Here is a 22,523-nt window from a genome sequence, read left to right as displayed (position 1 = left end):
CCCGTGAAGTTCACGCTCAAGGACTACCAAGAGGACGCCGTGCGCGGCGTGCTGGAGAGACTCGCCAAGGCGCGCAAGCACTGGCGCGATGACGGCGACCGCTACGCCTTTGCGCTGGCCGCGACCACCGGCGCGGGCAAGACGGTGATGGCCGCGGCGGGGCTGGAGGCGCTCTTTCTGGGCAGCGAGACCTATGACTTCGAGCCGGACCCGGGCGCCGTGGTGATTTGGTTCAGCGACGACCCGTCCTTGAACGAGCAGACGCGCTTTCGGCTCGGCGAGGCGTCCGACGGCTTGCAGGGCCGTTTCAAGCCTGTCGAAACCGACTTCGTCCAGGAGAAGTTCGACCCCGGCAAGATCTACTTTTTGAACACGCAGAAGCTCGGCAAGAAGAGCCTCCTGGTGCGCGGGCACGAGCCGGACGCGGCGGAGGCGGCTCAAGCCGAGCTGGGGCTCGAAATGCGGCCCGATCTGCGCGCCCACACCATCTGGGACACCATCCGCAACACCATCGAAGACCCGAACCTGACGCTGTATCTGGTGCTGGATGAAGCGCACCGCGGCATGGGCACGCCGAGCAAGGCGGCGGCGAGCGAGAAGTCCACCATCGTGCGGCGCTTGATCAACGGCGCGGGCTCGGTGCCGGCGATCCCGGTCGTCTGGGGCATTTCCGCGACCATCGAGCGCTTCACCGAGGCCATGGCGGGCATGCAGAACCGCAACACCTTCGCAAACGTGGAGGTGGACGCGGCCAAGGTGCAGGCGTCCGGGCTGCTCAAGGACACCATCGTGCTGGACATCCCGAAGGACGCGGGCCAGTACGACACGGTGCTGCTGCGCCGCGCCACGGAGAAGCTGAAGGAATCCACCGCCGCCTGGGCGGCCTATGCGGAGCGCGAGGGGGACGCCGCGCCGGTGGTGCCGCTGATGGTGTTTCAGGTGCCCAATGCCCCGGACCACGAGGACATCGGCCGCGCGCTGAAGGTGATCCTGGACACCTGGCCGGCGCTGACGCCGGAGCACTTCGCCCACGTCTTCGGCGAGCACAGCACCCAGACCTTCGGCCCCTACAGCGTGCCCTACCTCTCCCCGGAGCACGTGCAGGACGCAACGGACGTGCGCGTGCTGATCGCGAAGGACGCCATCAGCACGGGCTGGGACTGTCCGCGGGCGGAGGTGATGGTGTCGTTCCGCCCGGCGCGGGACCGCACCCACATCACGCAGTTGATGGGCCGCATGGTGCGCACGCCGCTCGCGCGCCGCATCCCCGGCGATGACCGGCTGAATGCCGTGGCCTGCCTGTTGCCGTTCTTCGACGCGACATCGGTGAGCGCGGTGGCCGATGCGCTGATGTATGGCGGCGACGGCGGCCCGCCGCTGCCCGGCAGGCGCGTGCTGATCAACCCGAAAGAAATGACGCCGAACCCCGCCGTGCCGGATGCGGTGTGGGATGCCTTTGTCACGCTGCCATCGCAGCGCCCGCCCCAGCGCGAGGCCAAGCCGGTGCGCCGGCTGACCCTGCTGGCGCACGAGCTGGCGGCGGATGGGCTGCTGGCGGATGCCGGCAAGCGGGCCTACACGGAGTTGATCAAGGCGCTGAATGCGGCGCGGGTGCGCTACGCGGACGAGATCACGGCCGCCCGCTCGCGGGTGCTGGTGGTGGAAGGCCAAAGCCTGCGGGCGGACCTGAAGGCGAAGCAGAAGAGCCTGGATCGGTTCTTCGAGGACGCCGATTACGCCGTCGTCGAGGCCGCCTACGGCAACGCCCGGCGCACGCTCGGTGCCGATCTCAGCAAGCGCTATGCAGAAACCCTGGCCGCAAAGAACATCACTGCGGCCGACTCCGAAGAAGCCCTGATGGCCGCCCACGCCGACATCGCCGCGCTGGGTCTGGTGCCGGACGTGAAGACCTACCTGGAGGCGGAGGCGGCCAAGCTCGCCAATGCCTGGCAGCAGCAGCACCGCGTTGCTATCAAGGGCCTGACGGACAAGCGCCGGGCGGTCTACGACGGCATCAAGCAAATGAGCACGGAGCCGCAGGACAGCGAGCTGGAGAAGCCTGATGTCTGGGTGGAACCGACCGAGGTGCGCGAGCTGGACGGGACGGTGACGCCATTGCAGACCTATCCGCATCACCTGATGTGCGATGCGGACGGGCTGTTTCCGGCCGACCTGAACGCTTGGGAAACCCGCGTGCTGAAGACGGAGATGCAGCGCCCGGGCTTCGTCGCCTGGTATCGCAACCCGCCGCGCGCCGGCAGTTATTCGCTCGGCATCGCCTATGGGGACGGCGACGACACGCGCATCGTGCGGCCGGATTTCCTGATCTTCTCGCGCCAGTCGGACGGCTCCATTGCGGTGGACATCGTGGACCCGCACGGCACGCAGTTCAGCGACGCGCTGCCGAAGCTGCGCGGGCTGGCCGCCTATGCAGAGCTTCATGCCGGCAAGGTGCGGCGGGTGGATGCCATTGCGGAGGTCGGCGAGAAGCTCCGGGTCTTGGACCTGACGGATGCCAAGGTGCGCGACGCCGTGAGCGCGGCTGCCGACGCCCGGAGCCTGTATGAGGGGCCGCGGGCGAGTGAGTATTGACAGCGGCGACGAGCAAGGCAGTAGTGAGTGCGAAGATGCGCGACACCGCGGGAGCGGTGTCGCGAGCTCGCGACAACATCACCCGGTTGCTCGCGTTGTTCGTTCTGGCCCGCCACCCAGAACACGGGCCGGTCGAGCAGCAGGTTCCGCAGCGTGCCGCGCCTTGCTAAGGAGGCCGGCGGCCGTGGTCCTGAGATGCGGACGCGATCCGGGCAGACGGTGAGCATCGCGCCGCCGGCAAGGGCTTCCGCGTAGCGCTCGATAACCGTTGCCATCAGCGCGATACGCTGTTCGGCGGGCAGATCGGGCAGGCGCACGATGCCGGTGTGGGGCTCGTCGCGATGAAAGACGAGGAGCCCGAAGTCGTTGTCGATGGTAATGAGTATCCGTTGTTCGCTGACCGCCCAGCGCAACAGGGCCTGGTCGCCAGGATCCGGCGTCACCTCGGTGGCCTCGCGCACGTCATGGCCTTGATCCCGCAGCCAGTCGGCAAGACGGCGTCCGGCGCAGCGGTGGACGAGGAATTTCATCCCGATAATGCGATTCGGTCGATCCGATCATGGGCGATCACGGCATGGGCGTAAGCGAGGCAGGCGTTGATGTCCGCCGGCTCCAGGCCGGGATAGTCGCCGAGAATCGCAGCCGGGGATTCGCCCTGGGCGAGCAGGCTCAGGATCATCTCGACGGAAATGCGCAGGTCTCGGATGATCGGCTTGCCGCCGAAGACGTCGGGGCGCGCGGTGATGCGTTGCAGGAGCTCGTCTTGAATCATCGGGTTACCCTGGCGCCAGTCGCTGCCGCCGGTCGACGCCACCGAACGAAAAATCCGGCGGATGCGGAGCTGGCAGTCTAGCGCAAGCTGGTTTTCCGCGACCAAGCCCCACTCGCCGGTCGAGCCTTGACTGCTGGCACCGCTTCGCGGTGTCAGCCATCCCGCAACTCCCTGCGCTGCGGCCAACGGGTGGGCGGCATTGGTCCCGGCTGCGCCGCGCAAGCCGTCGCCACCCATCGGAGAACAGCCCGCAGCGCCTCAAGATGCACGGGCCAACGGGGCGGTCCCGCCAGCCAACCCGAATGATCAAGTCGCCGCCGTCTCGACGCCAATCGCCAATGCGATCAAGCGACGGATGTGGGCGAGCTGGGCGTCGGTGACATGCGAAGGCGTCGCGGTGATGCGCCGCTTGGACGCGGTGGTGACATGGTGGGCCAGCGCGTGGCCGGGCTAGGCACAGCCGTTCTCGGGCGTGGGCTCGATGCGGACGGCCAACTCGCCAATGGCGCGTCCGGGGTCGTCTGCCAAGGGCACGAGAATCAGGTTCGGGTAGGCGTCGTCGAACAGTTGTTTGTCCTCGACGACGACGGCGGGGCGGCGCGTGTTGGGCTCCTTCGGCAAGGCGTCGCGCCAGTCCGCCAACACGATCTGTCCGGCGCTGAAGCTCATTGCCGCTCGGTGTCGCCGCCCGGCGTGCCCCAGTCGTCGAAGAAGGCCGCGGCCTCCGGCGTTGCTGCGACGTAGTCTGCCACGCCGCGGCTCTGGGTGCGTATCCGCTAGCTCTCGTGCCGAGGCTCTGCCTCGGCACGCCTCTTCGCGGCTCTGCCGCCCCGCGCCGCGCGCCGTTCCCGCGCCCAAGCGCACCTGGGCGCAGAGCGCCCGCGGACGCGCGACACCGCTGGAGCGGTGTCGCGAGAGTGACCGCCGGCAACGGCCTGAGCCGGCCCCGACTAAAGTCGGCGTACCCGGGAACGGCCTCGCAACTTCCGCGGTGGTGCACTAGTTTGCTTGACGGCGCCGAATGCTTGCAGTTGAGTCAAGTTTCACGACGACAAGGCGCTTGCAGGCAAAGGGACCGAGGGCCGAGGGCCAAGGGAGCCCGCCTCGGCCCTTGGCCCTTGGCCCAATGCGCCGACGAGCGGGCCGCGCAAGACGAGGCGCCGTGCCCTGGTCGGTCTGAGGCTCTGCCTCGCTAGGGCTTAGCGGCCGGGGGGCCGGACAAGAGGGAGACTGACCGCCGCCGGTGCGCGGCCACCAACGGAAGCCCCCGACGAGCCTTCGGTTCGTACTCGTGCCGAGGCTCTTCTGCCTTGGCACCGGACAAAAGTGACGATCGGTTCAGGCGTCGTCTGCGAACACCTCGTCCAATGTGTGCGCGTCCAGAACCCGCCGGCTCCAGGCAAGGAGCTGATCCGCATCGGCCGCATCGAGACGCGCGATGACGGCTTCGGACAGCGGGCCGAAGCGCTGTTCCAACTGGCCGCGGAGCATCACGCCGAAGCCGCGGGCCTCGCCGCGGCGCTCGACAAAACTCAGGTAGGGCATGTTCTTGCTCTCCTCGATCTGATAGATCGCATCGGTGTATTTCAGCTCCAGCGCCTCGGGCAGGCGCAGCACCCAGTCGATGAAGCGGTACAGGTCCAGGATCTGCTGCTTGGACAGGCCGCGTTCATAGAGCCGGCGCGTGAGTTTGAGCTTTTCCGCGTAGCGGGCCTCGGCGTCGCCGCGGGTGGCGAGGGCGGCCAGGTGGGTCAGCACGATGGTGGCGAACGGGTTTAGCTCCGCCGCCAGCTCGACCTCTCGGCCCGCGTAGTCGAGCAGCTTGATGCTCGGGAATTCCAGCCCGAGCCGGCTGCCCCAACGGCCGATCTCGAAGCGGCTCGGTCGCCAGCCGGGGCTACTGTCGGCGAGCACGGCGAGGCTGACGATCTCGCGGGCGTAGCGGTCGTAGAGCCGGTAGGCATAAACAAACATGCGCTGAGCAAAGCCGGCCTCGCGCCGGCCTTGGATCTCGATGTGGATCAGCAGCCACTCCTCGCTGCCGTCCAGGAGATGGACCCGCACCAGCTTGTCGGCGTAGCGCCGTCCCAGCTCGGCGTCTTGGACGACTTGCGCCAGCTCCTTGTCCAGCAGCTCGAAGCCCCGCGACCAGTCGATCTCCGCGGCGGCGGCGGGGAAGAAGAAGGCCATGAAGTCCGGGAAGTAGGCTTCCAGGATGTCCTTCCAAGGGCTGTCGAAGTCGTCGTGCATGGCGTTGGCGACGGTTGTTACTCGGCGCCGACGTTAAGCCGGACCGCTGCTCGCGTCAAACAGGCCTCTCGACGCTGGAGGCGGCGAGGGTCAGAGGCTCTGCCTCAGCACCGGAATACATTGGCGATCGGTTCAGGCGCCGTCTGCGAAGACCTCGTCCAGCGTGCGCGCGTCCAGAACCCGCCGGCTCCAGGCAAGGAGCTGATCCGCATCGGCCGCATCGAGGCGCGCGCTGACGGCTTCGGACAGCGGGCCGAAGCGCTGTTCCATCTGGCCGCGGAGCATCACGCCGAAGCCACGGGCCTCGCCACGGGCCTCGCCACGGGCCTCGCCGCGGGCCTCGCCACGGGCCTCGCCACGGGCCTCGCCGCGGCGCTCGACAAAACTCAGATAGGGCATGTTCTTGCTCTCTTCGATTTGATAGATCGCGTCGATATATCGCACTGGGCCGCTCACCACCAAGTCTCGGGATAGCGCCTTGTCGCGGGCAGGTTGTTCACCACCAGCGCGACGCCGAGCAGCAGGGTTGGCCCGAGGCCGGCGGGGATGAGCACATACCAGAGGCCGGCGGCGTGGATGTCCTCGGAGCCGATGACGGCGATGAGCGCGGTTGCGCCGCCAGGCGGGTGCAGGGTGCGGGTCAGGTGCATCAGCGCGATGGCGCTCGCCACCGCGAGCCCGGGGGCGAGCAGCTCCGCGACGCCGGGCCAGTGACCGAGGAGCTGCCAGCAGCCGACCCCCACCAGCGCGGACAGAACGTGGCCGCCGACCAGGTTGCGCGGCTGCGCCAGGGGGCTGCGCGCGGCGCCGTACACCAGCACGGCCGAGGCGCCGAGGGAGCCGATCAGGAGCCCCGCATCCGTGCCGCTGAACCAGCGCGTGTTGAGCCAAGTCACCAGCGCGATGCCGACGAAGGCGCCCACCCATGACCATAGCACCTCCGCGCTGCTGACCCGCGGCGGGCTGCCGCGGGTGGTGCCGCGCCATTTGGAGAAGTACCGCGAGCAGGACCGCCGGAGGCTCATGCGCCGACGTCGTCCAGATGCGCCGCGTGCAACAGATCCTTGCGCAGCAGGAGCCCGCGCAGCCGGCCGTCGGCGTCGATGACGGGCATGCTGCGCCCGGCATGGCGGCGGAAGGCCCGCAGCATCTCAGGCGCCCGTGCCTGCTCGGCGACGCAGATGGCGGGCGCCGACATCAGCGCCGAGACGCGGGCATCGCGGCAGCGGGCGACATCGGCGGGCGCTGCCGCGTCCAGGCGCAGCAGCAGATCGAGAACGCTGCGGACCCCGAGGCAGCCGAGAAAGTCGTTCTCCGTCAGCATGCCCGCGACGCTGCCGTCGGCTGCCACCACCGGCAGCGCCTTAAGCCCCTGCTGCACCAGACACTCGGCCGCGTCGTGCAGCGACGAGTCCGGCGCCAGCGGCCGAATGCCCGTGCGCATCAGCTCCGCCGCGCGCAACCCCCGGAGCAGCCGTTGCCGAGCGTGGGCGTGCGCCAGGCGGTAGATGGCGCGAAAGTCCTCGGTGCTGATGTCGAGATAGCCGGGGATCTGCCGCATGGCGTCGAGCACGTCCTCGTCGTCCAGCTCGAACGCATCGGCGGGCGGCTGCTGTGCCCCGGGCAGAGGGCCGGTCTTGCGCTGGTCGGGCATCGGGGGCTCCATGGGTGGCGGCGGGGTGGCGGGCTCGGCGCGGCCATCGCGCAGGGGCCGGCGGCGTGGGTGACGGCGGCGACGGCGCGCGCTGTCGGCAGGCTCCCTGCGGTCAATGCTCGCCCTTGGTCCGGAGCAGGCCGGCCAGGCGGTTGCCCTGCTTCTGCGGACCGCCGCGTGGAAAGAGCCGGTGCAGCGCGGCGCTGTCGCCGTCCGTCGGCCCCCACTGCGTGCGAAAGTGCCGCACCATGTCGCGCACCGAGGCTTGGCTGCCGTGGCGCCGATAGTGCTCACGCAGAAAGCGGATCACGGCCCAGTGCCGTGCCGTCAGCGTAAGCCCCTCGGACTCGGCCAGGGCACGGACGAAGGCCTCGCTCCAGTCCGACGGGTCCACCAGATAACCCTCGCTGTCGGTCTGCACCGCACGGCCGTCCACCGGCACCATGCGCGTCTCCATGCCGCTGTAGGCATTGCTGCCGTGCGGCAGGTCGCCGGCGTCGTCGGTGCTCTCGACCACCGACCAGAGGCCGATGGGGATTTCCTCCGCGAACAGGCCCTGATAGCGCTCCACCCCCGCCACCAGCACCTTGCCGCTCTCGGCGCTCGACGCGAAGCGCGCGCGCCCGCTGCGGTCGGTATCCACCAGCTCGGTGCGCCGGCCGTCCGGGTCCAGCTCCAGCAGCACCGGCATGCGCTTGAGCGGCTCGCCGGTGGCGCGCATGAACACATTCACCGTGATCATCATCTCCTCCTGGCCCCATGGGCCGGCATGCGGGTGGGAGGCGTCGGCCGCCGCCCGCGCTTTGCCGACTACAGTTAACGGCCGCAGCGGCGCGGGGCCTTGATGCGTATCAAATCGGAGCCGCCGGGCGGTGCCTGCGCGGATGCCGGGCCGGGCCGGGCCGACGGGCCGCGGCGCGGGTCGCAGCAGGGGAGTGACCTACCGGCTTCGAGCGAGGCGCAGCCTCAGATCGACAAGGAGCGCGGTCTTGCGCCGCCCCCTCGTTGGCGCATTGAACTAAGGGCCGAGGGCCGAGGGCCGAGGGCCGAGGACGGCTTCGTTGGCCCTTGGCCCTCGGGACTACGGCAACGGCGCTGCTTGTAGATACTCCGCTGTGCGGACCATCCGGGTGGCCGGGAATACGATCCAGGCCGGCCCCGTTCAATCCAGGAGCTTGCGGAAGGTCTCGATCGGCGCGATGAGCTGAAGCGGGTTGGAGACGAACGCGCTGAAGCCGAGGTGGCGGTAAAAGGCCGCGGCTTGCTCGTCTTTCGCATCGACCACCAGTGCGAAGACGGCGATCTCCGAGCGCAAGGCGCGCATCGCAGCGTTGAGGACGAGCGCGCCACCGAGCCCGCGGCCCTGGAAGCGCCGATCGATGGCAAGCCGCCCGATCCGGGCTACGGGTGCGGAGGGGTAACGGGGAGCCGGCGTGTGATGTCGCCGGGAAGCTCGGAAACCGGAACGTCCGCGGTGGACAGCGTGCAATAGCCGGCGATATGCCCCGTGGCCTTCTCTACCACCAGATAGCAGGCGCTGACCCTGCGGCGAACATCCTGGCCGACGAGGGTCTGGAGGTAGCGATCCAGCGGCTCGCTGCCGCAGCACAAGCCCGAACGATCTTCTTCACCGAGAAGCCCGATCGCGAAGGGCTGATCGGTCATGCCGGACCGATCAGCCCTTCATGGGCGGCCCTCGCACGCTTAAGCGCCGGTGTCGGCTCGGGCGGATTCAGCCCGACCGCCGTCACGGCGCCGTTGGACGTTGACCGAACATCCGGTCCCCGCTAACGTCCCGCCAAGGCAGCCTGGACGCTCGGGGCGGCGCGGATGTGCTATACGTCCGCTTGCCGGCACAACAGCCGGCTACACACATAGATAGATATAGACAACACCGAGGCGGGGATAAAACCGATGGCTTACGAGCTTAAAGACCTATACGCGACACGCCACGCCGCGACCATCCAAACGCTAAAGAGCAAGGACTATGCGAACACCGACGATTGGAAGCGCATTATCGACGACACTCGGCGACTGGTGGTCGGCGACGGATTCAACGTCGATCACTACAAGGCGTGCGAAGCCATCCGCAAGGCCGTCTCTGCCGGAGTGAAGAAGAACGTCAAGGCGACCGCGACGATGCTGACGGGGGCGGGGCTCGCCAAGCTGCCGGATCGAGCCTCCGCGGCAATTCCCGAGGCGCTGGCGCGCCGCGTTTCGGCGCTGGAGGTCGTGCGCCGCCTTTGGCTGGTCAAGAAATCGGGCAGTCACAAGGTGTGGGTGCTGTCGTTGCCCGATGGCTACCGGGATTGGCCGGAAGCCGACCTGGCCGGCAAGGACTACGGGGGCATCAGCGCACTACTGGACGACGCCACGTCTCATTTCAGCGTCTCCGACCGCAAGCACCTGTCCGAGGCGACGCAAGAAGGTCTGAAATGGGTACATAAGGCGATGATCATTGCGTCGAGCCCGAAAGAAAAGAAGCACATGGCAACGCTGAAGCGCTGGATCGCCGACGATACCTCGACGGACGAGACCATGGTCGCGGCGGCGGAGACCCTCAACGCCGGACTCAAAAAGATCTCAACCCGCATCAAGTCCACATTCCTCCTGTTCACCGACATGCCCAAGGATCGCCACGATCCCGCGAACGCGAATACCAATGCCTTCGTATTCAAAGACCACGAGCGACTTGATGTGGTCTATATCGAACCTGCGTTCTTCAGCGAAGGCGACATGTTTCGCGACCTCAAGAATTGGGCCCGCATCGTCGTGCACGAGCTCAGCCACCGCGAGGCCAAGACCGAAGATCACCGCTATCGCCACCACGCCTCCGGTCTCAAACCCGACGCAACCAGCGCGAGCTTCAATGCCGCGCGCGCGCTTGCCAATGCCGATAGCTGGGCGATGTTCTGTATGGACTCCGGAGGTCGTATGACCAAGAGCGACTACAAGAAGGTGCAGGTCTGACATGCGCTGCGCATTATTTCGCGGCCCATTGCTCGCGGCCGTGCTGGCGTCGCTCGGCCAAACCGTCGATGCGGCACCCGACCCGAGCCACGGTCACGCCGGCGGACCAGCGCCGATGCAGCAGCCGCCTGCACCGACGCATGCACGACAAGAGCAAACGGCGGCCGGCCATTCCTCGGCTTCAAACGCATCTACGCAGAAGGGTATACCTATGTTGATCAACAGCTCGGCCGACCGCCGCGCGCCGCGCGAAGTCCCCCCCGTCGAGCGCGACGGTGTGCGTTATTCCCAAGCCCAAGACGGGCGCGACCTCGGCCGCGACCAAGTCGGTGGCATGCTCGTGGCCACGGAGGCAAGCACTGGACGACCGCTTTGGACCCTGGCCGTCTACGGCAATCCAATCGACCCCAAGCTGGAAGCCGACGTGCAGTGGGTGTTTTTCGAATCGATGGCGTTCGATCCCGACGGGCGTCTGCGCATCACCAATGAAGCGGGCCGGACTTACCTAGTCGATGTCGAAGCTCGTACCTCGATCCCCGCCCCCTAACGCGGCCCCGTGGCCTTCTCCACGGCCAAGCACCCGGCCGCGCCGGCCAGCGCCTGCTCCAGGTCGGCGATGAGCTCGGCCGGGTCTTCGAGGCCGATGGAGAGTCGGATCATCGCATCGCTGATGCCGCGCCGCTGCCGCTCTGCCGGCGAGAGACCATGGTGGGTCGTGGTGCAGGGCTGGGTCACCAGGCTCTCGACGCCGCCCAGGCTCGGCGCGAGCGTGAATAGCCGCAGCCGGTCCACCACCGCGGCCGCCGCCGCCGCGGGCTCGGCGTCGCCGGCGGTGATCTCCAGGGTCAGCATGCCGCCGAAGCCCGTCATCTGCCGCGCCGCGAGCGCATGACCGGGACAGGACGGCAGCCCCGGATGCAGCACCCGCGCGACCCTTGGGTGCGTCGCCATGGCCCGGGCGATGGCCAGCGCCGAGGCGTTTTGTGCCTGCACCCGCACCGGCAGCGTGCGCAGGCTGCGCGCGAGCAGCGCGGCGGTCTCGGGCGCGAGCACTGATCCCAAGTTCTTGCGCCAGTTCGCCACGACCGCGATCAGCTCCGCCGGCCCCATCAGCGCGCCGGCGGTGAGGTCGCTGTGGCCGCCCAGGTACTTGGTGGCGCTGTGCACGACCAGGTCGGCGCCGAGCGCGAGCGGCTGCTGATTCACCGGCGAGGCAAAGGTGTTGTCCACCGCCAGCAGGGCGCCGTGCGCGTGGGCGCGTGTGGCGATGGCGGCGATGTCGAAGACCTCCAGCGCCGGGTTGGTCGGCGTCTCCAGGAACACGAGCCCGAAGCCGTCCGCGAGCAGGCCGTCGAGCTGCTCCAGCTCGCTGCCGAGCAAGAGCCGGGTGCGGATGCCGAGCAGCGGCAGTTGGTCCGCGAGCAGCTCCAGCGTGCCGCCGTAGGCGTCGCCGATGCAGACGATGCCGCTGCGCCCGTGCGCGAGGAACAGCGCCGCCTCGGCGGCCATGCCGGAGGCGAAGGCGAGCGCTGCCTCGGCGCCCTCGATGGCGGCGAGCTTGGCCTCTAGCGCCTGGATGCTCGGGTTCAGGCCATAGCGAGTGTAGAGGCTGCCGGCGGCGCGCCCCTCCACCACGTCCAGGATCGCGGCGGTGGACGGGAAGGCGAAGGTGCTGGTGGCGTAGACCGGCGTGTGCGGGCTGCCGTGGGCGTCGGCGGCCTCGCCGGCGTGGACGCAGCGGGTGGCGAGGCTGCGCTCGGGGGTGTCGGGCATGGCGGGGCTCCTCGGTGGTGCTCGTTGCTTGCTTGGTCGGTGGCTGGCGCGGAAGTCGCCAGACGGTTTGACGGCGCCGAATGCTTTTCGCGATGGGCCAAGGGAGCCCTCCTCGTCTCGGGTCGTCGCGGGCGGGTCCACTCGCGACACCGCTGCTGCGGTGTCGCGCCTCGAAGGGCGCTCTGGGCCGCGGGGCCGAGCCTGAGCCAGAGCCGGGCCGGGCCGGGCCGGGCCGGAGAGCCGACCTCCCGGTCGGCTTCGAACACGCGACATCAGTGCATCCCGCTCTGTCGTCGTGTTGACCTGGAGGTCAACACTCCAGTCAACGCCCGTCAACACCGCCCACGTTCGATAACGACCACGTTCGATAACGACCACGTTCGATAACGATCACGACGACGACAACGATGCAACCACGGTCTCGGGATCTCGGCAGCGAAGCACCAGCCTGGCACCGTGGGCGGGTCGCGCCAGCCGGCGCTCCCTGCCTGGAATTGACCGCCCTACGGCTCCAGCATCATCCTGTCGGAGCAGATCCTGCCGACGATCGGCCCGGCATCCCGGCCATCGACGCGTGACATCATCCGCCACGTGACAACACAACCATCAGAGGAGATCAACCATGCGCAATCCCCAAGTCCGAGCCCGGCCGTCGTTCCTGCCGCTGCTGCTACTGCTGCTGCTCCTTCCCGGCCTCGTCAGCGCCGAGAAGCCCGCGGACACCTCGGCCCTGGCCGGCGTGGACTCCGGCAAGATCGCGTGGGACATCAACATGGCCGATGCCAAGAAGATGCTGCTCTACCTCAAGGTCATGGACGAGACCTACGAGGACCTCAAGCGCCAGGGCGTGGAGCCGGACATGGTGCTGACGTTCCGCGGCCCGTCCGTGACGCTCATCACCAGTGACCGCACCGACGTACCGCTCGACGAGGAGCCGCACCTCGACGGCGTCGCCGAGCAGCTCCAGGCGATGCTGAAAAAGCCCAACGTCCGCGCCGAGGCCTGCTCAGTGGCCACGCGCCTAACCGGCGTGGACGCCGAGACCCTGCTGCCGGGTGTCGAGCACGTGGGCAACACCTTCGTCTCGCAGATCGGCTATCAGGCCAAGGGCTACGCGATCATCCCGATCATGTGACGGCCCGCCCGCGCCGCCGCGGCCCGCGGGCTCAGCGGCGCCGCGGCGCCAGCGCCAAGCGCGCGAGCTTGGCCAGCAGCAGCAGCCAAGGCACGCCGTGCAGGAGCAAATCGAAGATGTCGATGGGCCGCACCAGCTCACCCGCGGCCAGCATCTTCAGCTTCTCCCAGACGTGGGGCTCCGGCACGAACGGGGCGAGCCCCAGCGTGAGCGCGATGATCAGCAGCAGGCCAAAGGGCAGACGGTCGAGCCAGGCAAACATGGCGAGGGTTCCTGTCGATGGGTTGTTCGGGATGGTTCCGCCGGCGCCCGCAGCAGCGCGCGGCGCGTGCACTGTACGCGCCGACCAGGGCAATGGGACAATCGGCGCGGCCCGCGGCGCGGCCCCAAACCCACGTCGTTGCGCGCGCCTACGGCGAAGGGCGGGTGTTGTATGGCGACGCCTGAGTCTGCTATCAGCGCCAGCGGCGGGAAGCCGCCCACCTGCGCGAAGGCTTCGCGGGTCACGACAACGCCCTGATCGCCGGTGGCGATGCCAGTCCGCCGCGAGCGGAAGGTTGGCCGCTCTACGCGCCCGACCTGGTCTGCCCGAGATCCTCCGATGCGGTGTCGATTCCGGCCAGCCCGGCCTCGTCGAGCCGACGAATGAGCGCGGGCTTGCGACTATGCGCTGCTCGTAGCTGGCGGATGCGAGCCGAAAAGTCATCGAGCGCACCGTCGGCCACCGCGAGATCGCACAGGTCGCGCAGCCGGTCCACCGCTTCTTTGTAGGTTGACGCCTGGCGATTGCCGATCAGGTCATCGACCTTGCGCCACAGCGCCTCCTCGCGACCGCGCAGCCCGGCAAGATAGCGGCGACGCGCCGCAGCGGCCTCCGCTTGCGCGCGAGCCTGCTCGGCAGCGCGCGCCGCAGCCTCGCGGGCCTGACGCTCGCGGGTCATGCTGTTGGCGCGCGCAATCAGCTCGCCCAGGGTCCTGCGCGCGTGCGAGCCGCCTGCGGGGTCGACCGGATTCAGCTCGCGCTCGATCTCTCGTTGCAGCACCGCAAGGCGGTGCGGCTGGCCGCCGAGGATGAGCTCGGTCAGGAGGGCGTCTTTCTCGGCACTGGAACGAGCGGCCACCCAGCGCGCAATGTCCGCCATGCCGACCCCGGACGCTTGCAGCGGGGCACTCGATTCCGCCGCGACGGCGACCAGATCGTCTGGGATGCGCAGGAATTGCGCAAAGGCGCGATGCGTGGCATCCAGCTCGCCGAGGCCGGGCGGCACGGGCGGCTCTGCGGCGGTTTCGTCCGCGTCTCCGGCCCAGTACCCGACCCAGGCCCCCGCCAGCCAGCCGAGATAGAGGCTGCGGCGGTCGCAACGCAGCAGGCTGGGCCGCACGCCGAGCAGCGATGAGAGCCAGCCACCGCCCTCCTCCCAATCCGGCTCTTCTGTGTCGGAACGGAACGAGAGCAGCAGGTGCTCGTCGGTCTGCCACGCCTGCAGTCCGTCTCCGAGCAAATAGTCGTCGACATCGCGCAGACTCATCAGCTCCACCGGCAGCCGCAGCATCAGCCAGTGCGTGCCCCAATTGGCGACGTGCAGGAAGGCATCGAAGTAGCGCTCCATCCAACGCTGCGGATTGCCTTTGAAATCGCCCCACCGGTACTCGTTGCAAAACCGCGTGGGGGTGATGTCGGCACGCGACGACCAGCGTCGCAGCTCGGCCATCTCGTCGGTAGTCAACGGGCGATCGATGGCCTGGAATTCGAAGTATTGATACTCGCTCATGGGGCTCCTGTCGGAAGGGAAGCGCGATCGTCGCAGGGTATCGGCCAGGCTCCAGCAGCAAGCTGCGCTCCCGCGCGCCCATCCAGGCGCCGCGCGGGCTCTGGTACCAGGCATGGTAGCGGGCGGGATCGCCGCTCATGGGTCGGCGCTTGGGTCTTCGCTGTCGGACCCGTCTGCATCCGCGGCCTGCTCCGCGCCGCCGCCGAGTTGCCGGGGCAGGCTTGGCGCGCCGTAGCCGAGCACCTGGCCCAGCGCGGCCTGCGCCCGCTCGGCGATGAAGGCCTTGGACAGGCGCCGGTCGGCGAACAACAGGGTCCGGTGCGCCGCGCGGTCCAGGTACAGCAGGTCATCCGCGGCAGGCTGGAAGGGGCGGCGGCTGATGCGCGCGATGCGCCCGAGATTCACCCCGCGCCCGTCATCGAGCAGCACCAGGTGCGGGGCCAGCCCGCGGGCCGGGTCGGGGCGCGGGAAGTCGATGACGCCGAGCAGCTCATAGGGCCGGTCGGTAATCTGCGCGCCGAGCTGGGTCTCGGTGTCGCGCAGCTCGGCGATGTATATGCGCTCGCCGACGGCGGCGCGCAGCCGCGCCACTTGGGCGTGGTAGTCGGCGGACGGCCAGAGGCCCGCATGCAGGCCGGCGGGGTGTTCTTCGTCCGACTTTGGGCCTGCCGTCATCGCTTGACCTCGTGCCGCAGCAAAGCACTTGTCGGCGCGCCGTCAGAACACGACCACGCGCTCGGCCGCCAGCGTGCGCTCGGCGAGCTCGTCCATGGTGCTGCGCCGGGCGCCCTCCACTAGCTCGTCGTCACCGATGCCGCGGGCGTCCATGCAGGTGCCGCACAGCAGCATCTCGCCCTTGCGCGCGACGCCCTTCACCATCAGCTCCAGATTGTAGTAGCCCTGCGGTACCTTCTGCCCGGCCTTGGCGCAGGCAACGGCATCCGCCATCAGAAAAACGACTACGCGCTCGCCCTTGTTTTGCAGGGCCTTGGCCAAGCGCAGGCCGTTGAAGCTGCGCTCGGTGCCGTAGGGGGGATCGTTGAGGATGAACAAGGTCGTCATGCGGTCACTCCGGTGTGCAGCGCGGGATTGTCGGTGCCCGGATGCTGGCAGATACGCCGCTTACATTCAACCCAATCGTTGAACGATGATGCGCGTCCGTTGCTGCACGAACCAAACAGGAGACCCCATGCTCGACCCGAAGCTTCTTTCCCGACTGATGATGCCGGCGCTCATGCTGTTCACCGGGCTGGCGTCGGCAGCGGACCAAGACGCCGGCCTGCGCCTGCAGCAGATCAGCGAGCGCATCTACGCCATCGTCGGGCCGTTCGGCAACCGGAGCCCCGAGAACCTGGGCAACAACGCGACCTTCGGCGTCGTCGTCACCGACGCGGGCGTCGTGCTGATTGACTCCGGCGGCAGCGAACGAGGGGCGGCGGCGATCGACGCGCTCATTGATCAGGTGACGGATCAGCCGGTCAAGATCGTCATCAACACCGGCGGTCAGGACCACCGCTGGCTGGGCAACGGCTACTTCAAGGCGCGCGGCGCACGCATCATCGCCAGCCAAGCGGCGGTCGAAGACCAGCGTGCGCGCCTCGACGAGCAACTGCTCAGGCTGCGAAACCTGGTCGGCGCCGAGGGACTCGCCGGCACCGAGCCGGTGCATGCGGACGAGACCTTCGAGGCAGGCATGGCCCTCAACCTGGGCGAGACCCGCTTCGAGCTGCGCCTGGTCGGGCCCGCGCACACCCCGGGCGACAGCCTGGTCTGGCTGCCGGCGGAGCGCGTCGTCTTCAGCGGCGATGTGGTCTACGTCGGGCGCATGCTCAGCGTGCGGCCCTATTCCAACAGCGCGCACTGGATCGACGCCTTCGAGACCATGGCCTCACTCGAACCGGCGACCGTCGTGCCGGGGCATGGCCCGGCCACGGACCTTGCCCGGGCGCGCGCCGATACGCTCGACTATCTGGTCTTCCTGCGCGAGACAGTCGGCGCCTTCATGGAGGCCGGCGGCGATATGACGCAGATCGGCGCCCTGGATCAGTCCCGGTTCGCCTCCCTCGAAGACTACGCGTCCCTCAAGGGCCGCAACGCCCAGCAGGTGTTCCAGGAGCTGGAGTGGGAATGACCGATGCCAGGCCCGACGCCATCGACACAGCAGGCCTCGCCAACGGCTTCGATTCGACAGGGTCGGGGCCATTGCCGGTATTGAGCCTATGCCCAATGACCAGAACGATCAGCCACCGTCGGCTGGTGGCCCCGGGGAGGTCTTTCGCGCCTTCCTGAAGCTCGGGCTGACCTCCTTCGGCGGCCCGATTGCCCATCTCGGTTACTTTCGCGACGAGCTGGTGCTGCGCCGGCGCTGGCTGAGCGAGGCGGCCTATGCGGACCTGATCGCGCTGTGTCAGTTCCTGCCCGGGCCGGCGAGCAGTCAGGTCGGCTTCGCGCTGGGCTACTTGCGCGCCGGCCTGGCTGGCGCCTTGCTCGCCTGGGCGGCGTTCACGCTGCCGTCGGCCGCGCTACTGCTGGCGTTCGCGTTCGGCGCCGACGCCTTCGGCGGGCCGATCGGGCAGGGCCTCATCCATGGTCTGAAGCTGGTGGCGGTGGCGATCGTCGCCCAAGCGGTTTGGGGGATGGCGCGCGCCCTGGCACCCGATCGGGAGCGGGCGACGATCGCGCTCGCCGCCGTGCTGACCCTGGTCTTCGTGCCCAGCGCGTTCGGACAGATCGCCGCGATCGGCGCCGGCGCCGTCGCCGGTCTCCTCTGGTGTCGTCAGGTCCATCAGCCTGCCGCCGGCCTTCTGCCCGTTGCGATCTCACGGCGCGCCGGGCTGCTGCCGCTCGGCCTGTTCTTGGTGCTGCTGCTCGGACTGCCGCTGATCTCCGCGTGGTGGCCCCTGCCGAAGCTCGCGCTGTTTGAGGTCTTCTACCGCGCCGGCGCCCTGGTATTCGGCGGCGGGCACGTGGTGCTGCCGCTGCTGGAGACACGCCTGGTCGAGCCGGGCTGGGTGAGCGCCGATGCCTTTCTTGCCGGCTATGGCGCCGCGCAGGCGGTGCCCGGTCCGCTGTTCACCTTTGCCGCCTACCTCGGTGCGATCGTGGAACCGGGGCCCGGCGGGCTCCTTGGTGCGGCCATCGCACTGCTTGGCATCTTTCTGCCGGGCATGCTGTTGCTGCTGGGCGTGCTGCCGTTCTGGGACAGGCTGCGCCGACATGCCGGTGCCCGCGCCGCCATGGCCGGCACCAACGCCGCGGTGGTAGGTATCCTGGGCGCGGCCCTGTATCACCCCGTGTGGACGAGCGCGGTGGCGTCGCCCGCGGATTTTGCCGTCGCGTTGGCCGCCTTCATCCTGCTCACGGCCTGGAAGGCGCCGCCCTGGCTGGTGGTCGCCGGGACGGTGCTCGCCTCGGCAGCGCTCGGCCTCGCAACCTGATACCCGATCGCAACGTGTCGCCTTAGGGGCCCGCGTACAATGGTCGGCCTGTTCCGGGCGCCTTTGACCTTGCAAGGAAGGCGTGAACCTCGTCCGTCCATCGCCATGTCCGACACCGCGGCCCCGAAGCAACAGCTATTCGAGCACCTGGCGCTGATCGCTCGGGCACTGGGGCACGCGGGTCGCCTGGAGCTGCTCGACTACCTGGCCCAGGGCGAGCGCAGCGTCGAGGCGCTGGTGGGCCTGTCCGGGCTGTCGGTGGCTAATACGTCCAAGCACTTGCAGCAGCTCAAGGCCGCGGGCTTGGTGGCTGCCCGCCGCGACGGCAAGTACGTGCGCTATCGCCTGGCCGATGACCGGGTGCTCGACGCCGTTGCCGCGCTGCGCGGCATCGCCGAGGCCAGGAGCGGCGCGGTCGGCGCGCTGCTGGAGCACTACCTGACGCGGCGTGATGCGCTGGAGCCGCTGCCGGCCGCGGAGCTGCTGGCCCGCGCGCGCGACGGCCTCGTCACCGTGCTGGACGTGCGCCCGGCCGAGGAGTTTGCGCAAGGTCATGTGCCGGGCGCCATCAACATGCCGCTGGAGCGGCTCGAGGCCAGGCTTGCCGAGCTGCCCGCCGATCGGCAGGTCGTCGCCTACTGCCGCGGCCCCTGGTGCGTGCTGTCGTTCGAGGCGGTGGCAAGATTGCGGGCGGCGGGCTTCGACGCGCGCCGCCTGGAAGACGGCCTGCCGGAATGGCGGCGGGCGGGTCTGCCGCTGGCGTAGGCGCAGGGTCGACCGGCGGAGTTAGCGTCGGCGCCGCCCGGCAGCCATTGTGCCGTGGCCATGGAGGCCCGATAGGGACTGCGGAAAGGTGTTGGCCGCCTAAAGCGACTGCAACTCGGCAAAATGCGTGCCGATAAGTCAACCCACCGCGCGCCGGGGCCGAGGGCCGAGGGCCGAGGGCCGAGGGCGAAGGGAGCCGCCCTTGGCCCTTGGCTCCAGCGATAAGGCGCTTCCTGGCCTGGTCGGTCTGAGACCTCGCCTCCCTGGTAACTTGTGCCCATGGCGATTCAAGCAACCGACCTCTTTGCCGCGCTCTCTCACGACACCCGGCTGCGTACGCTGATGCTGCTCGCGGAGCAGGGCGAGCTCTGCGTCTGCGAGCTCACCCATGCCATCGGCGTGAGCCAGCCGCACCTGTCGCGTCACCTGGCGCAGTTGCGGGAGCTGGGGCTGGTGGCGGACCGGCGCGCCGGTCTCTGGGTGTATTACCGCATTCACCCCGAGCTGCCGGCCTGGGCGCAGGCCGTGCTCAGGGAGACGCATGCCGGGCTGCGCCACGCCAAGCCGTTTGTATCGGACCTGGCCCTGCTGAGCGCGATGCCGAATCGCCCGGATGCGCCCCGCTGCGCTTGAGGAAGCTCGTGGTGCCGCCGGCGCGAGCGCCGGCAGGCCGACCACAGTTGCAGGGCAGCGAGCCCGCGGGCCGAGGCCTGCACTGTCATGAAGTATTCACTTTCTACATACGCTTTGTCGGATATAGTTCGGGACGCACATTCACTAGGCGGCGTTCCGGAGAACCCTCACTATGCGCGACCTGGCCGACACCACTAGATGGGCAGCAATCGCTTCAATCGCCTGGGCATTGGCCCTTGGCGGCTGCGATGGACCGAGCGAGACGGCAACGGCAACGGCGGGCGCAGAGTCCGCAACCATGGCCGTATCCGGCGCCGGGTCGTCCTTTGCGGCGCCGATGTTCAACCACTGGTTCAAGACCTACGCCGCCGCCCACCCGGACCTGTCGCTCAGTTACGACTCGGTCGGCAGCGGTGCCGGCATCGATCGGTTTCTTGACGGCAGCGTGGACATCGGCGCCACCGATGCCCCGATCGGCGCCGACGAGGCCGAGCAGGTCGGCGGCGACTTTGCGCAACTGCCCATCACCGGCGGCATGATCGCCATCACCTACAACCTGCCGGAGCTCGACGGGCCGCTGAATCTGCCGCGGGATGTTTATCCGGCCATCTTCCTCGGCGACATCTACCGCTGGGACGACCCGCGCATCGCCGCCGCCAACCCGGGCATCAACCTGCCCAGCAAGCTCATCCAGGTCGTCGGTCGGCGCGACTCCAGCGGCACCACCTTCGCCTTCACCAATCATCTGGCCGCCGTCAGCGAGGCCTGGGCGGCGGCGCCCGGGGTCGGCAAGAAGATCGACTGGCCCGGCGGTGCGATGGAAGCGAACGGCAACGAGGGCGTGGCCCAGCGCCTAAAGATCACCCCGAACGCCATCGGCTATGTCGAGGCGGGCTTCGCCCAGCGCCTGGGGCTGCCGCTGGCCTGGCTGGAGAACCGCACCGGCGGGTTCGTGCAGCCGAACGTCGACACCGGCCGGCGCGGGCTCGCCGACGGCGCGGACACGCCGCCGGACGATCTCACGCGCACCATCCCGGACCCGCAGGGGTCGCGCTCCTATCCCATCGTCACCTACGTCTGGGCGCTGGTGCGCGCCGACTACGGCACGCCCGAGAAGACGCAGACCGTGAATGACCTGCTGCGCTGGATCCTCACGGACGGCCAGACGGACGCCGAGTCGCTGTTCTACGTGCCGCTGCCCGCCAACCTGGCGCAGGCGGCGCTGGCAGAGCTCGACGCCCTTAAGCCCTGAGTCGCTGTCGGCCCGGAGCACGCCATGACCCGGTTCGTCATCATCGGCGGCAGCGACGCCGGCATCAGCGCCGCGCTACGCGCCCGGGAGCTTGATGCCGGCTGCGACATCAGCCTCATCGTCGCGGACCGCTTTCCGAACTTCAGCATCTGCGGCATCCCGTACTTTCTGAGCGGCGAGGTGGCGCGGGCCGATGACCTGGCCCACCGCAAGGCCGCGGACATCGAGGCGCAGGGCATTCGGCTGCTGTTGGAGCATCGGGCGACGCGCATCGAACCGGACGCGCGGCTGGTGGAGGTGCAGGGGCCGGACGGGGGCCTGGCGCAGTTGCCCTACGACAAGCTGCTGCTCGGCACCGGCGCGGTGTCCATCCGCCCGAGGCTGCCCGGTGCCGACCTGCCGGGCGTGTTTGCACTGCGCTGGATTGGCGACACACTCAAGCTCGCCGCCTATCTGGAGGAGCGCCGGCCGCGGCAGGCGCTGATCATCGGCGGCGGCTACATCGGCATGGAGATGGCGGAGGCGCTGATCCACCGTGGCCTCGCCGTCACCGTCGTCGAGGCCATGCCGAGCGTCATGACCACGCTGGACCGGGACCTCGGCGAGCGTGTCGGCGCGGAGCTGACCCGCCATGGTGTCGAGGTGCTCGCCGGCACCCGCATCGAGGCCATCGAGCCGGACGGCAATGCGCTAGCGGTGCACGGCAGCGGCGGACTACAGCGGCGGGTGGACCTGGTGCTGACGGTCATCGGCGCGCGCGCGGAGACGGCGCTGGGCGCCGCTGCCGGGGTCCACACGGGCCTCGCCGACGCCTTCAAGGTGAGCCGGCGCATGGAGACCAACCGACCGGACATCTACGCGGCCGGCGACTGCGTGGAGACCTGGCACCGGGTCACCGGCACGCATGCGTACCTGCCGCTCGGCACCACGTCCCATAAGCAGGGTCGCATCGCCGGCGAGAACGCCGTCGGCGGCCATCGCGAATTCCAGGGCAGCGTCGGCACCCAATCGGTGCGGCTGTTCGATCTGGTGGCGGCACGCACCGGCCTGCACGATGCCGATGCCCGCGCCGCCGAGCTCACGCCGCTGTCGGTGGACAGCGAGCACTGGGACCACAAGGTCTATTACCCGGGCGCCAAGCGCATGCTGATCCGCGTCACCGGCGAGGCCGACACGGGGCGCCTGCTCGGCGCACAGATCATCGGCGCCTACGGCACGGAGGTGTCGAAGCGCGTGGATATCTTCGCCGCCGCGCTGCATCAGGGCATGCAGGTCGAGGACCTGAACGACCTCGACCTCAGCTACACGCCGCCGCTCAGCAGCCCCTGGGACCCGGTGCAGATGGCCGCACAGGCCTGGGTGCAGCGCTGGCGGTGCCAACGAAGCGCCCCTTCGGCCTTCGGCCCTTGACCCTCGGCCTTCGGCCCTGGACCCCTTCCCCCTCGGCCCTGGGCCATTCGTTCAACGCGCCATCGAGCGGACTGCGCGAAACGTCGGTCTCAGGCTCCGCTCGCCAGC

General features: G+C 69.0%; 24 protein-coding genes and 1 pseudogene. 10 read left to right on the top strand and 15 right to left on the bottom strand.

The genetic code is table 11. The annotated features are described in order from the left end of the window. Positions 1–3 precede the first annotated feature (3 nt). A complete protein-coding gene (locus ML01_RS18020) occupies positions 4–2,592 on the top strand; it encodes a DEAD/DEAH box helicase (RefSeq protein WP_058556784.1) in 2,589 nt (862 codons plus the stop codon). Between the two features lie 287 nt (positions 2,593–2,879). On the opposite strand, the pseudogene ML01_RS30725 reads toward ML01_RS18020, so the two are convergent. The 10 genes and pseudogenes from ML01_RS30725 to ML01_RS30715 form a co-directional block, all read right to left on the bottom strand. After that, positions 2,880–3,122 (bottom strand): annotated as a pseudogene (locus tag ML01_RS30725) (DUF5615 family PIN-like protein); the annotation flags it as partial. Next, entirely contained in the window at positions 3,119–3,601 is a 483-nt protein-coding gene (locus ML01_RS30720) for a DUF433 domain-containing protein (protein ID WP_254045298.1), read from the bottom strand. The pseudogene ML01_RS30725 and the gene ML01_RS30720, both read right to left, overlap by 4 nt. A 213-nt stretch (positions 3,602–3,814) precedes the next feature. Further along, the gene (locus ML01_RS30280; RefSeq protein WP_216819219.1) at positions 3,815–4,033 is read right to left on the bottom strand and encodes a type II toxin-antitoxin system PemK/MazF family toxin; all 219 of its coding nucleotides are present in this window, start codon (positions 4,031–4,033) and stop codon (positions 3,815–3,817) included. Positions 4,034–4,702: 669 nt separating this feature from the next. After that, complete coding sequence (locus ML01_RS18005) at positions 4,703–5,614, bottom strand: hypothetical protein (RefSeq protein WP_058556783.1); 912 nt, start codon at positions 5,612–5,614, stop codon at positions 4,703–4,705. 132 nt (positions 5,615–5,746) lie between these two features. Continuing rightward, positions 5,747–6,013: a transposase gene (locus ML01_RS18000; protein WP_156427813.1), complete on the bottom strand. Its 267-nt coding sequence runs from the start codon at positions 6,011–6,013 to the stop codon at positions 5,747–5,749. Positions 6,014–6,066: 53 nt separating this feature from the next. Next, entirely contained in the window at positions 6,067–6,639 is a 573-nt protein-coding gene (locus tag ML01_RS17995; protein WP_058556781.1) for an HPP family protein, read from the bottom strand. Next, positions 6,636–7,268 (bottom strand): HPP family protein, encoded by a 633-nt coding sequence (locus ML01_RS17990; protein ID WP_082674406.1) that lies wholly within the window; start codon positions 7,266–7,268, stop codon positions 6,636–6,638. The genes ML01_RS17995 and ML01_RS17990 overlap by 4 nt, the downstream gene beginning before the upstream one ends. A gap of 112 nt (positions 7,269–7,380) precedes the next feature. Then, complete coding sequence (locus ML01_RS17985) at positions 7,381–8,010, bottom strand: TusE/DsrC/DsvC family sulfur relay protein (protein WP_058556794.1); 630 nt, start codon at positions 8,008–8,010, stop codon at positions 7,381–7,383. A 420-nt stretch (positions 8,011–8,430) separates the two neighbouring features. Continuing rightward, the gene (locus ML01_RS17980; RefSeq protein ID WP_254045297.1) at positions 8,431–8,757 is read right to left on the bottom strand and encodes an N-acetyltransferase; all 327 of its coding nucleotides are present in this window, start codon (positions 8,755–8,757) and stop codon (positions 8,431–8,433) included. After that, positions 8,670–8,933 (bottom strand): hypothetical protein, encoded by a 264-nt coding sequence (locus ML01_RS30715; protein WP_254045304.1) that lies wholly within the window; start codon positions 8,931–8,933, stop codon positions 8,670–8,672. Before ML01_RS30715 ends, ML01_RS17980 begins: the two co-directional genes overlap by 88 nt. Before the next feature lie 249 nt (positions 8,934–9,182). On the opposite strand from ML01_RS30715, the gene ML01_RS17975 reads away from it, so the two are divergent. Together ML01_RS17975 and ML01_RS17970 are read left to right on the top strand one after the other, a co-directional pair. Then, positions 9,183–10,238 (top strand): M35 family metallo-endopeptidase, encoded by a 1,056-nt coding sequence (locus ML01_RS17975; protein WP_058556780.1) that lies wholly within the window; start codon positions 9,183–9,185, stop codon positions 10,236–10,238. A gap of 211 nt (positions 10,239–10,449) precedes the next feature. Continuing rightward, a complete protein-coding gene (locus ML01_RS17970) occupies positions 10,450–10,785 on the top strand; it encodes a hypothetical protein (protein ID WP_058556779.1) in 336 nt (111 codons plus the stop codon). Here ML01_RS17970 and ML01_RS17965 read toward each other — a convergent pair. Further along, positions 10,782–12,011 carry a PLP-dependent aspartate aminotransferase family protein gene (locus tag ML01_RS17965; protein WP_058556778.1) on the bottom strand — a complete coding sequence of 410 codons (1,230 nt, stop codon included), beginning with the start codon at positions 12,009–12,011 and terminating at the stop codon, positions 10,782–10,784. The genes ML01_RS17970 and ML01_RS17965 overlap by 4 nt on opposite strands. 622 nt (positions 12,012–12,633) lie before the next feature. Between ML01_RS17965 and ML01_RS17960 the strand changes: the two genes are divergently transcribed. Further along, on the top strand, positions 12,634–13,146 hold the full coding sequence (locus tag ML01_RS17960; RefSeq protein ID WP_058556777.1) for a DsrE family protein: 513 nt from the start codon (positions 12,634–12,636) through the stop codon (positions 13,144–13,146). 31 nt (positions 13,147–13,177) lie between these two features. Here ML01_RS17960 and ML01_RS17955 read toward each other — a convergent pair whose 3' ends face one another. From ML01_RS17955 to ML01_RS17940, 4 genes are all read right to left on the bottom strand, one after another. Continuing rightward, on the bottom strand, positions 13,178–13,408 hold the full coding sequence (locus tag ML01_RS17955; protein ID WP_058556776.1) for a hypothetical protein: 231 nt from the start codon (positions 13,406–13,408) through the stop codon (positions 13,178–13,180). Between the two features lie 304 nt (positions 13,409–13,712). Next, positions 13,713–14,918 (bottom strand): hypothetical protein, encoded by a 1,206-nt coding sequence (locus tag ML01_RS17950; protein ID WP_058556775.1) that lies wholly within the window; start codon positions 14,916–14,918, stop codon positions 13,713–13,715. 135 nt (positions 14,919–15,053) lie between these two features. Beyond that, positions 15,054–15,593 carry a hypothetical protein gene (locus ML01_RS17945; RefSeq protein ID WP_082674405.1) on the bottom strand — a complete coding sequence of 180 codons (540 nt, stop codon included), beginning with the start codon at positions 15,591–15,593 and terminating at the stop codon, positions 15,054–15,056. A gap of 42 nt (positions 15,594–15,635) precedes the next feature. Beyond that, a complete protein-coding gene (locus ML01_RS17940) occupies positions 15,636–15,980 on the bottom strand; it encodes a DsrE/DsrF/TusD sulfur relay family protein (protein ID WP_058556774.1) in 345 nt (114 codons plus the stop codon). Positions 15,981–16,107: 127 nt separating this feature from the next. Between ML01_RS17940 and ML01_RS17935 the strand changes: the two genes are divergently transcribed. From ML01_RS17935 to ML01_RS17910, 6 genes are all read left to right on the top strand, one after another. Continuing rightward, complete coding sequence (locus ML01_RS17935) at positions 16,108–17,049, top strand: MBL fold metallo-hydrolase (protein ID WP_058556773.1); 942 nt, start codon at positions 16,108–16,110, stop codon at positions 17,047–17,049. Positions 17,050–17,137: 88 nt separating this feature from the next. Continuing rightward, positions 17,138–18,355 carry a chromate efflux transporter gene (chrA, locus tag ML01_RS17930; RefSeq protein ID WP_058556772.1) on the top strand — a complete coding sequence of 406 codons (1,218 nt, stop codon included), beginning with the start codon at positions 17,138–17,140 and terminating at the stop codon, positions 18,353–18,355. Between the two features lie 105 nt (positions 18,356–18,460). Beyond that, on the top strand, positions 18,461–19,120 hold the full coding sequence (locus tag ML01_RS17925) for a metalloregulator ArsR/SmtB family transcription factor (RefSeq protein WP_058556771.1): 660 nt from the start codon (positions 18,461–18,463) through the stop codon (positions 19,118–19,120). 279 nt (positions 19,121–19,399) lie between these two features. Continuing rightward, positions 19,400–19,753 (top strand): metalloregulator ArsR/SmtB family transcription factor, encoded by a 354-nt coding sequence (locus ML01_RS17920; RefSeq protein WP_058556770.1) that lies wholly within the window; start codon positions 19,400–19,402, stop codon positions 19,751–19,753. Positions 19,754–19,925: 172 nt separating this feature from the next. Further along, positions 19,926–21,005, top strand: coding sequence for a phosphate ABC transporter substrate-binding protein PstS (pstS, locus tag ML01_RS17915; RefSeq protein WP_082674403.1), 1,080 nt, complete (start codon positions 19,926–19,928; stop codon positions 21,003–21,005). Between the two features lie 24 nt (positions 21,006–21,029). Then, positions 21,030–22,415, top strand: a complete 1,386-nt coding sequence (locus ML01_RS17910; RefSeq protein WP_058556768.1) for an FAD-dependent oxidoreductase — start codon at positions 21,030–21,032, stop codon at positions 22,413–22,415. Positions 22,416–22,523 lie beyond the last annotated feature (108 nt).

This window comes from Thiohalocapsa sp. ML1 (assembly GCF_001469165.1).
In the GTDB taxonomy this organism is placed as follows: Bacteria; Pseudomonadota; Gammaproteobacteria; order Chromatiales; family Chromatiaceae; genus Thiohalocapsa.
The sequence above is the reverse complement of the archived record's forward strand: the minus strand, read 5'-3'. Positions and strand labels throughout refer to the sequence as shown.

Excerpts from the sequence above, each read along its gene's own strand:
- ML01_RS17970 (WP_058556779.1), top strand. The coding sequence starts at position 10,450 with ATGTTGATCAACAGCTCGGCCGACCGCCGCGCGCCGCGCGAAGTCCCC.
- ML01_RS18000 (WP_156427813.1), bottom strand. The coding sequence starts at position 6,013 with ATGCCCTATCTGAGTTTTGTCGAGCGCCGCGGCGAGGCCCGTGGCGAG.
- ML01_RS17965 (WP_058556778.1), bottom strand. The coding sequence starts at position 12,011 with ATGCCCGACACCCCCGAGCGCAGCCTCGCCACCCGCTGCGTCCACGCC.
- ML01_RS17975 (WP_058556780.1), top strand. The coding sequence starts at position 9,183 with ATGGCTTACGAGCTTAAAGACCTATACGCGACACGCCACGCCGCGACC.
- ML01_RS30280 (WP_216819219.1), bottom strand. The coding sequence starts at position 4,033 with ATGAGCTTCAGCGCCGGACAGATCGTGTTGGCGGACTGGCGCGACGCC.
- ML01_RS17985 (WP_058556794.1), bottom strand. The coding sequence starts at position 8,010 with ATGATCACGGTGAATGTGTTCATGCGCGCCACCGGCGAGCCGCTCAAG.
- chrA (WP_058556772.1), top strand. The coding sequence starts at position 17,138 with ATGCCCAATGACCAGAACGATCAGCCACCGTCGGCTGGTGGCCCCGGG.
- ML01_RS30715 (WP_254045304.1), bottom strand. The coding sequence starts at position 8,933 with ATGACCGATCAGCCCTTCGCGATCGGGCTTCTCGGTGAAGAAGATCGT.
- ML01_RS17925 (WP_058556771.1), top strand. The coding sequence starts at position 18,461 with ATGTCCGACACCGCGGCCCCGAAGCAACAGCTATTCGAGCACCTGGCG.
- ML01_RS18005 (WP_058556783.1), bottom strand. The coding sequence starts at position 5,614 with ATGCACGACGACTTCGACAGCCCTTGGAAGGACATCCTGGAAGCCTAC.
- ML01_RS17995 (WP_058556781.1), bottom strand. The coding sequence starts at position 6,639 with ATGAGCCTCCGGCGGTCCTGCTCGCGGTACTTCTCCAAATGGCGCGGC.
- ML01_RS17940 (WP_058556774.1), bottom strand. The coding sequence starts at position 15,980 with ATGACGACCTTGTTCATCCTCAACGATCCCCCCTACGGCACCGAGCGC.
- ML01_RS17910 (WP_058556768.1), top strand. The coding sequence starts at position 21,030 with ATGACCCGGTTCGTCATCATCGGCGGCAGCGACGCCGGCATCAGCGCC.
- ML01_RS17950 (WP_058556775.1), bottom strand. The coding sequence starts at position 14,918 with ATGAGCGAGTATCAATACTTCGAATTCCAGGCCATCGATCGCCCGTTG.
- ML01_RS17960 (WP_058556777.1), top strand. The coding sequence starts at position 12,634 with ATGCGCAATCCCCAAGTCCGAGCCCGGCCGTCGTTCCTGCCGCTGCTG.
- ML01_RS17990 (WP_082674406.1), bottom strand. The coding sequence starts at position 7,268 with ATGCCCGACCAGCGCAAGACCGGCCCTCTGCCCGGGGCACAGCAGCCG.
- ML01_RS30720 (WP_254045298.1), bottom strand. The coding sequence starts at position 3,601 with ATGGGTGGCGACGGCTTGCGCGGCGCAGCCGGGACCAATGCCGCCCAC.
- ML01_RS17955 (WP_058556776.1), bottom strand. The coding sequence starts at position 13,408 with ATGTTTGCCTGGCTCGACCGTCTGCCCTTTGGCCTGCTGCTGATCATC.
- ML01_RS17920 (WP_058556770.1), top strand. The coding sequence starts at position 19,400 with ATGGCGATTCAAGCAACCGACCTCTTTGCCGCGCTCTCTCACGACACC.
- ML01_RS17935 (WP_058556773.1), top strand. The coding sequence starts at position 16,108 with ATGCTCGACCCGAAGCTTCTTTCCCGACTGATGATGCCGGCGCTCATG.
- pstS (WP_082674403.1), top strand. The coding sequence starts at position 19,926 with ATGCGCGACCTGGCCGACACCACTAGATGGGCAGCAATCGCTTCAATC.
- ML01_RS17945 (WP_082674405.1), bottom strand. The coding sequence starts at position 15,593 with ATGACGGCAGGCCCAAAGTCGGACGAAGAACACCCCGCCGGCCTGCAT.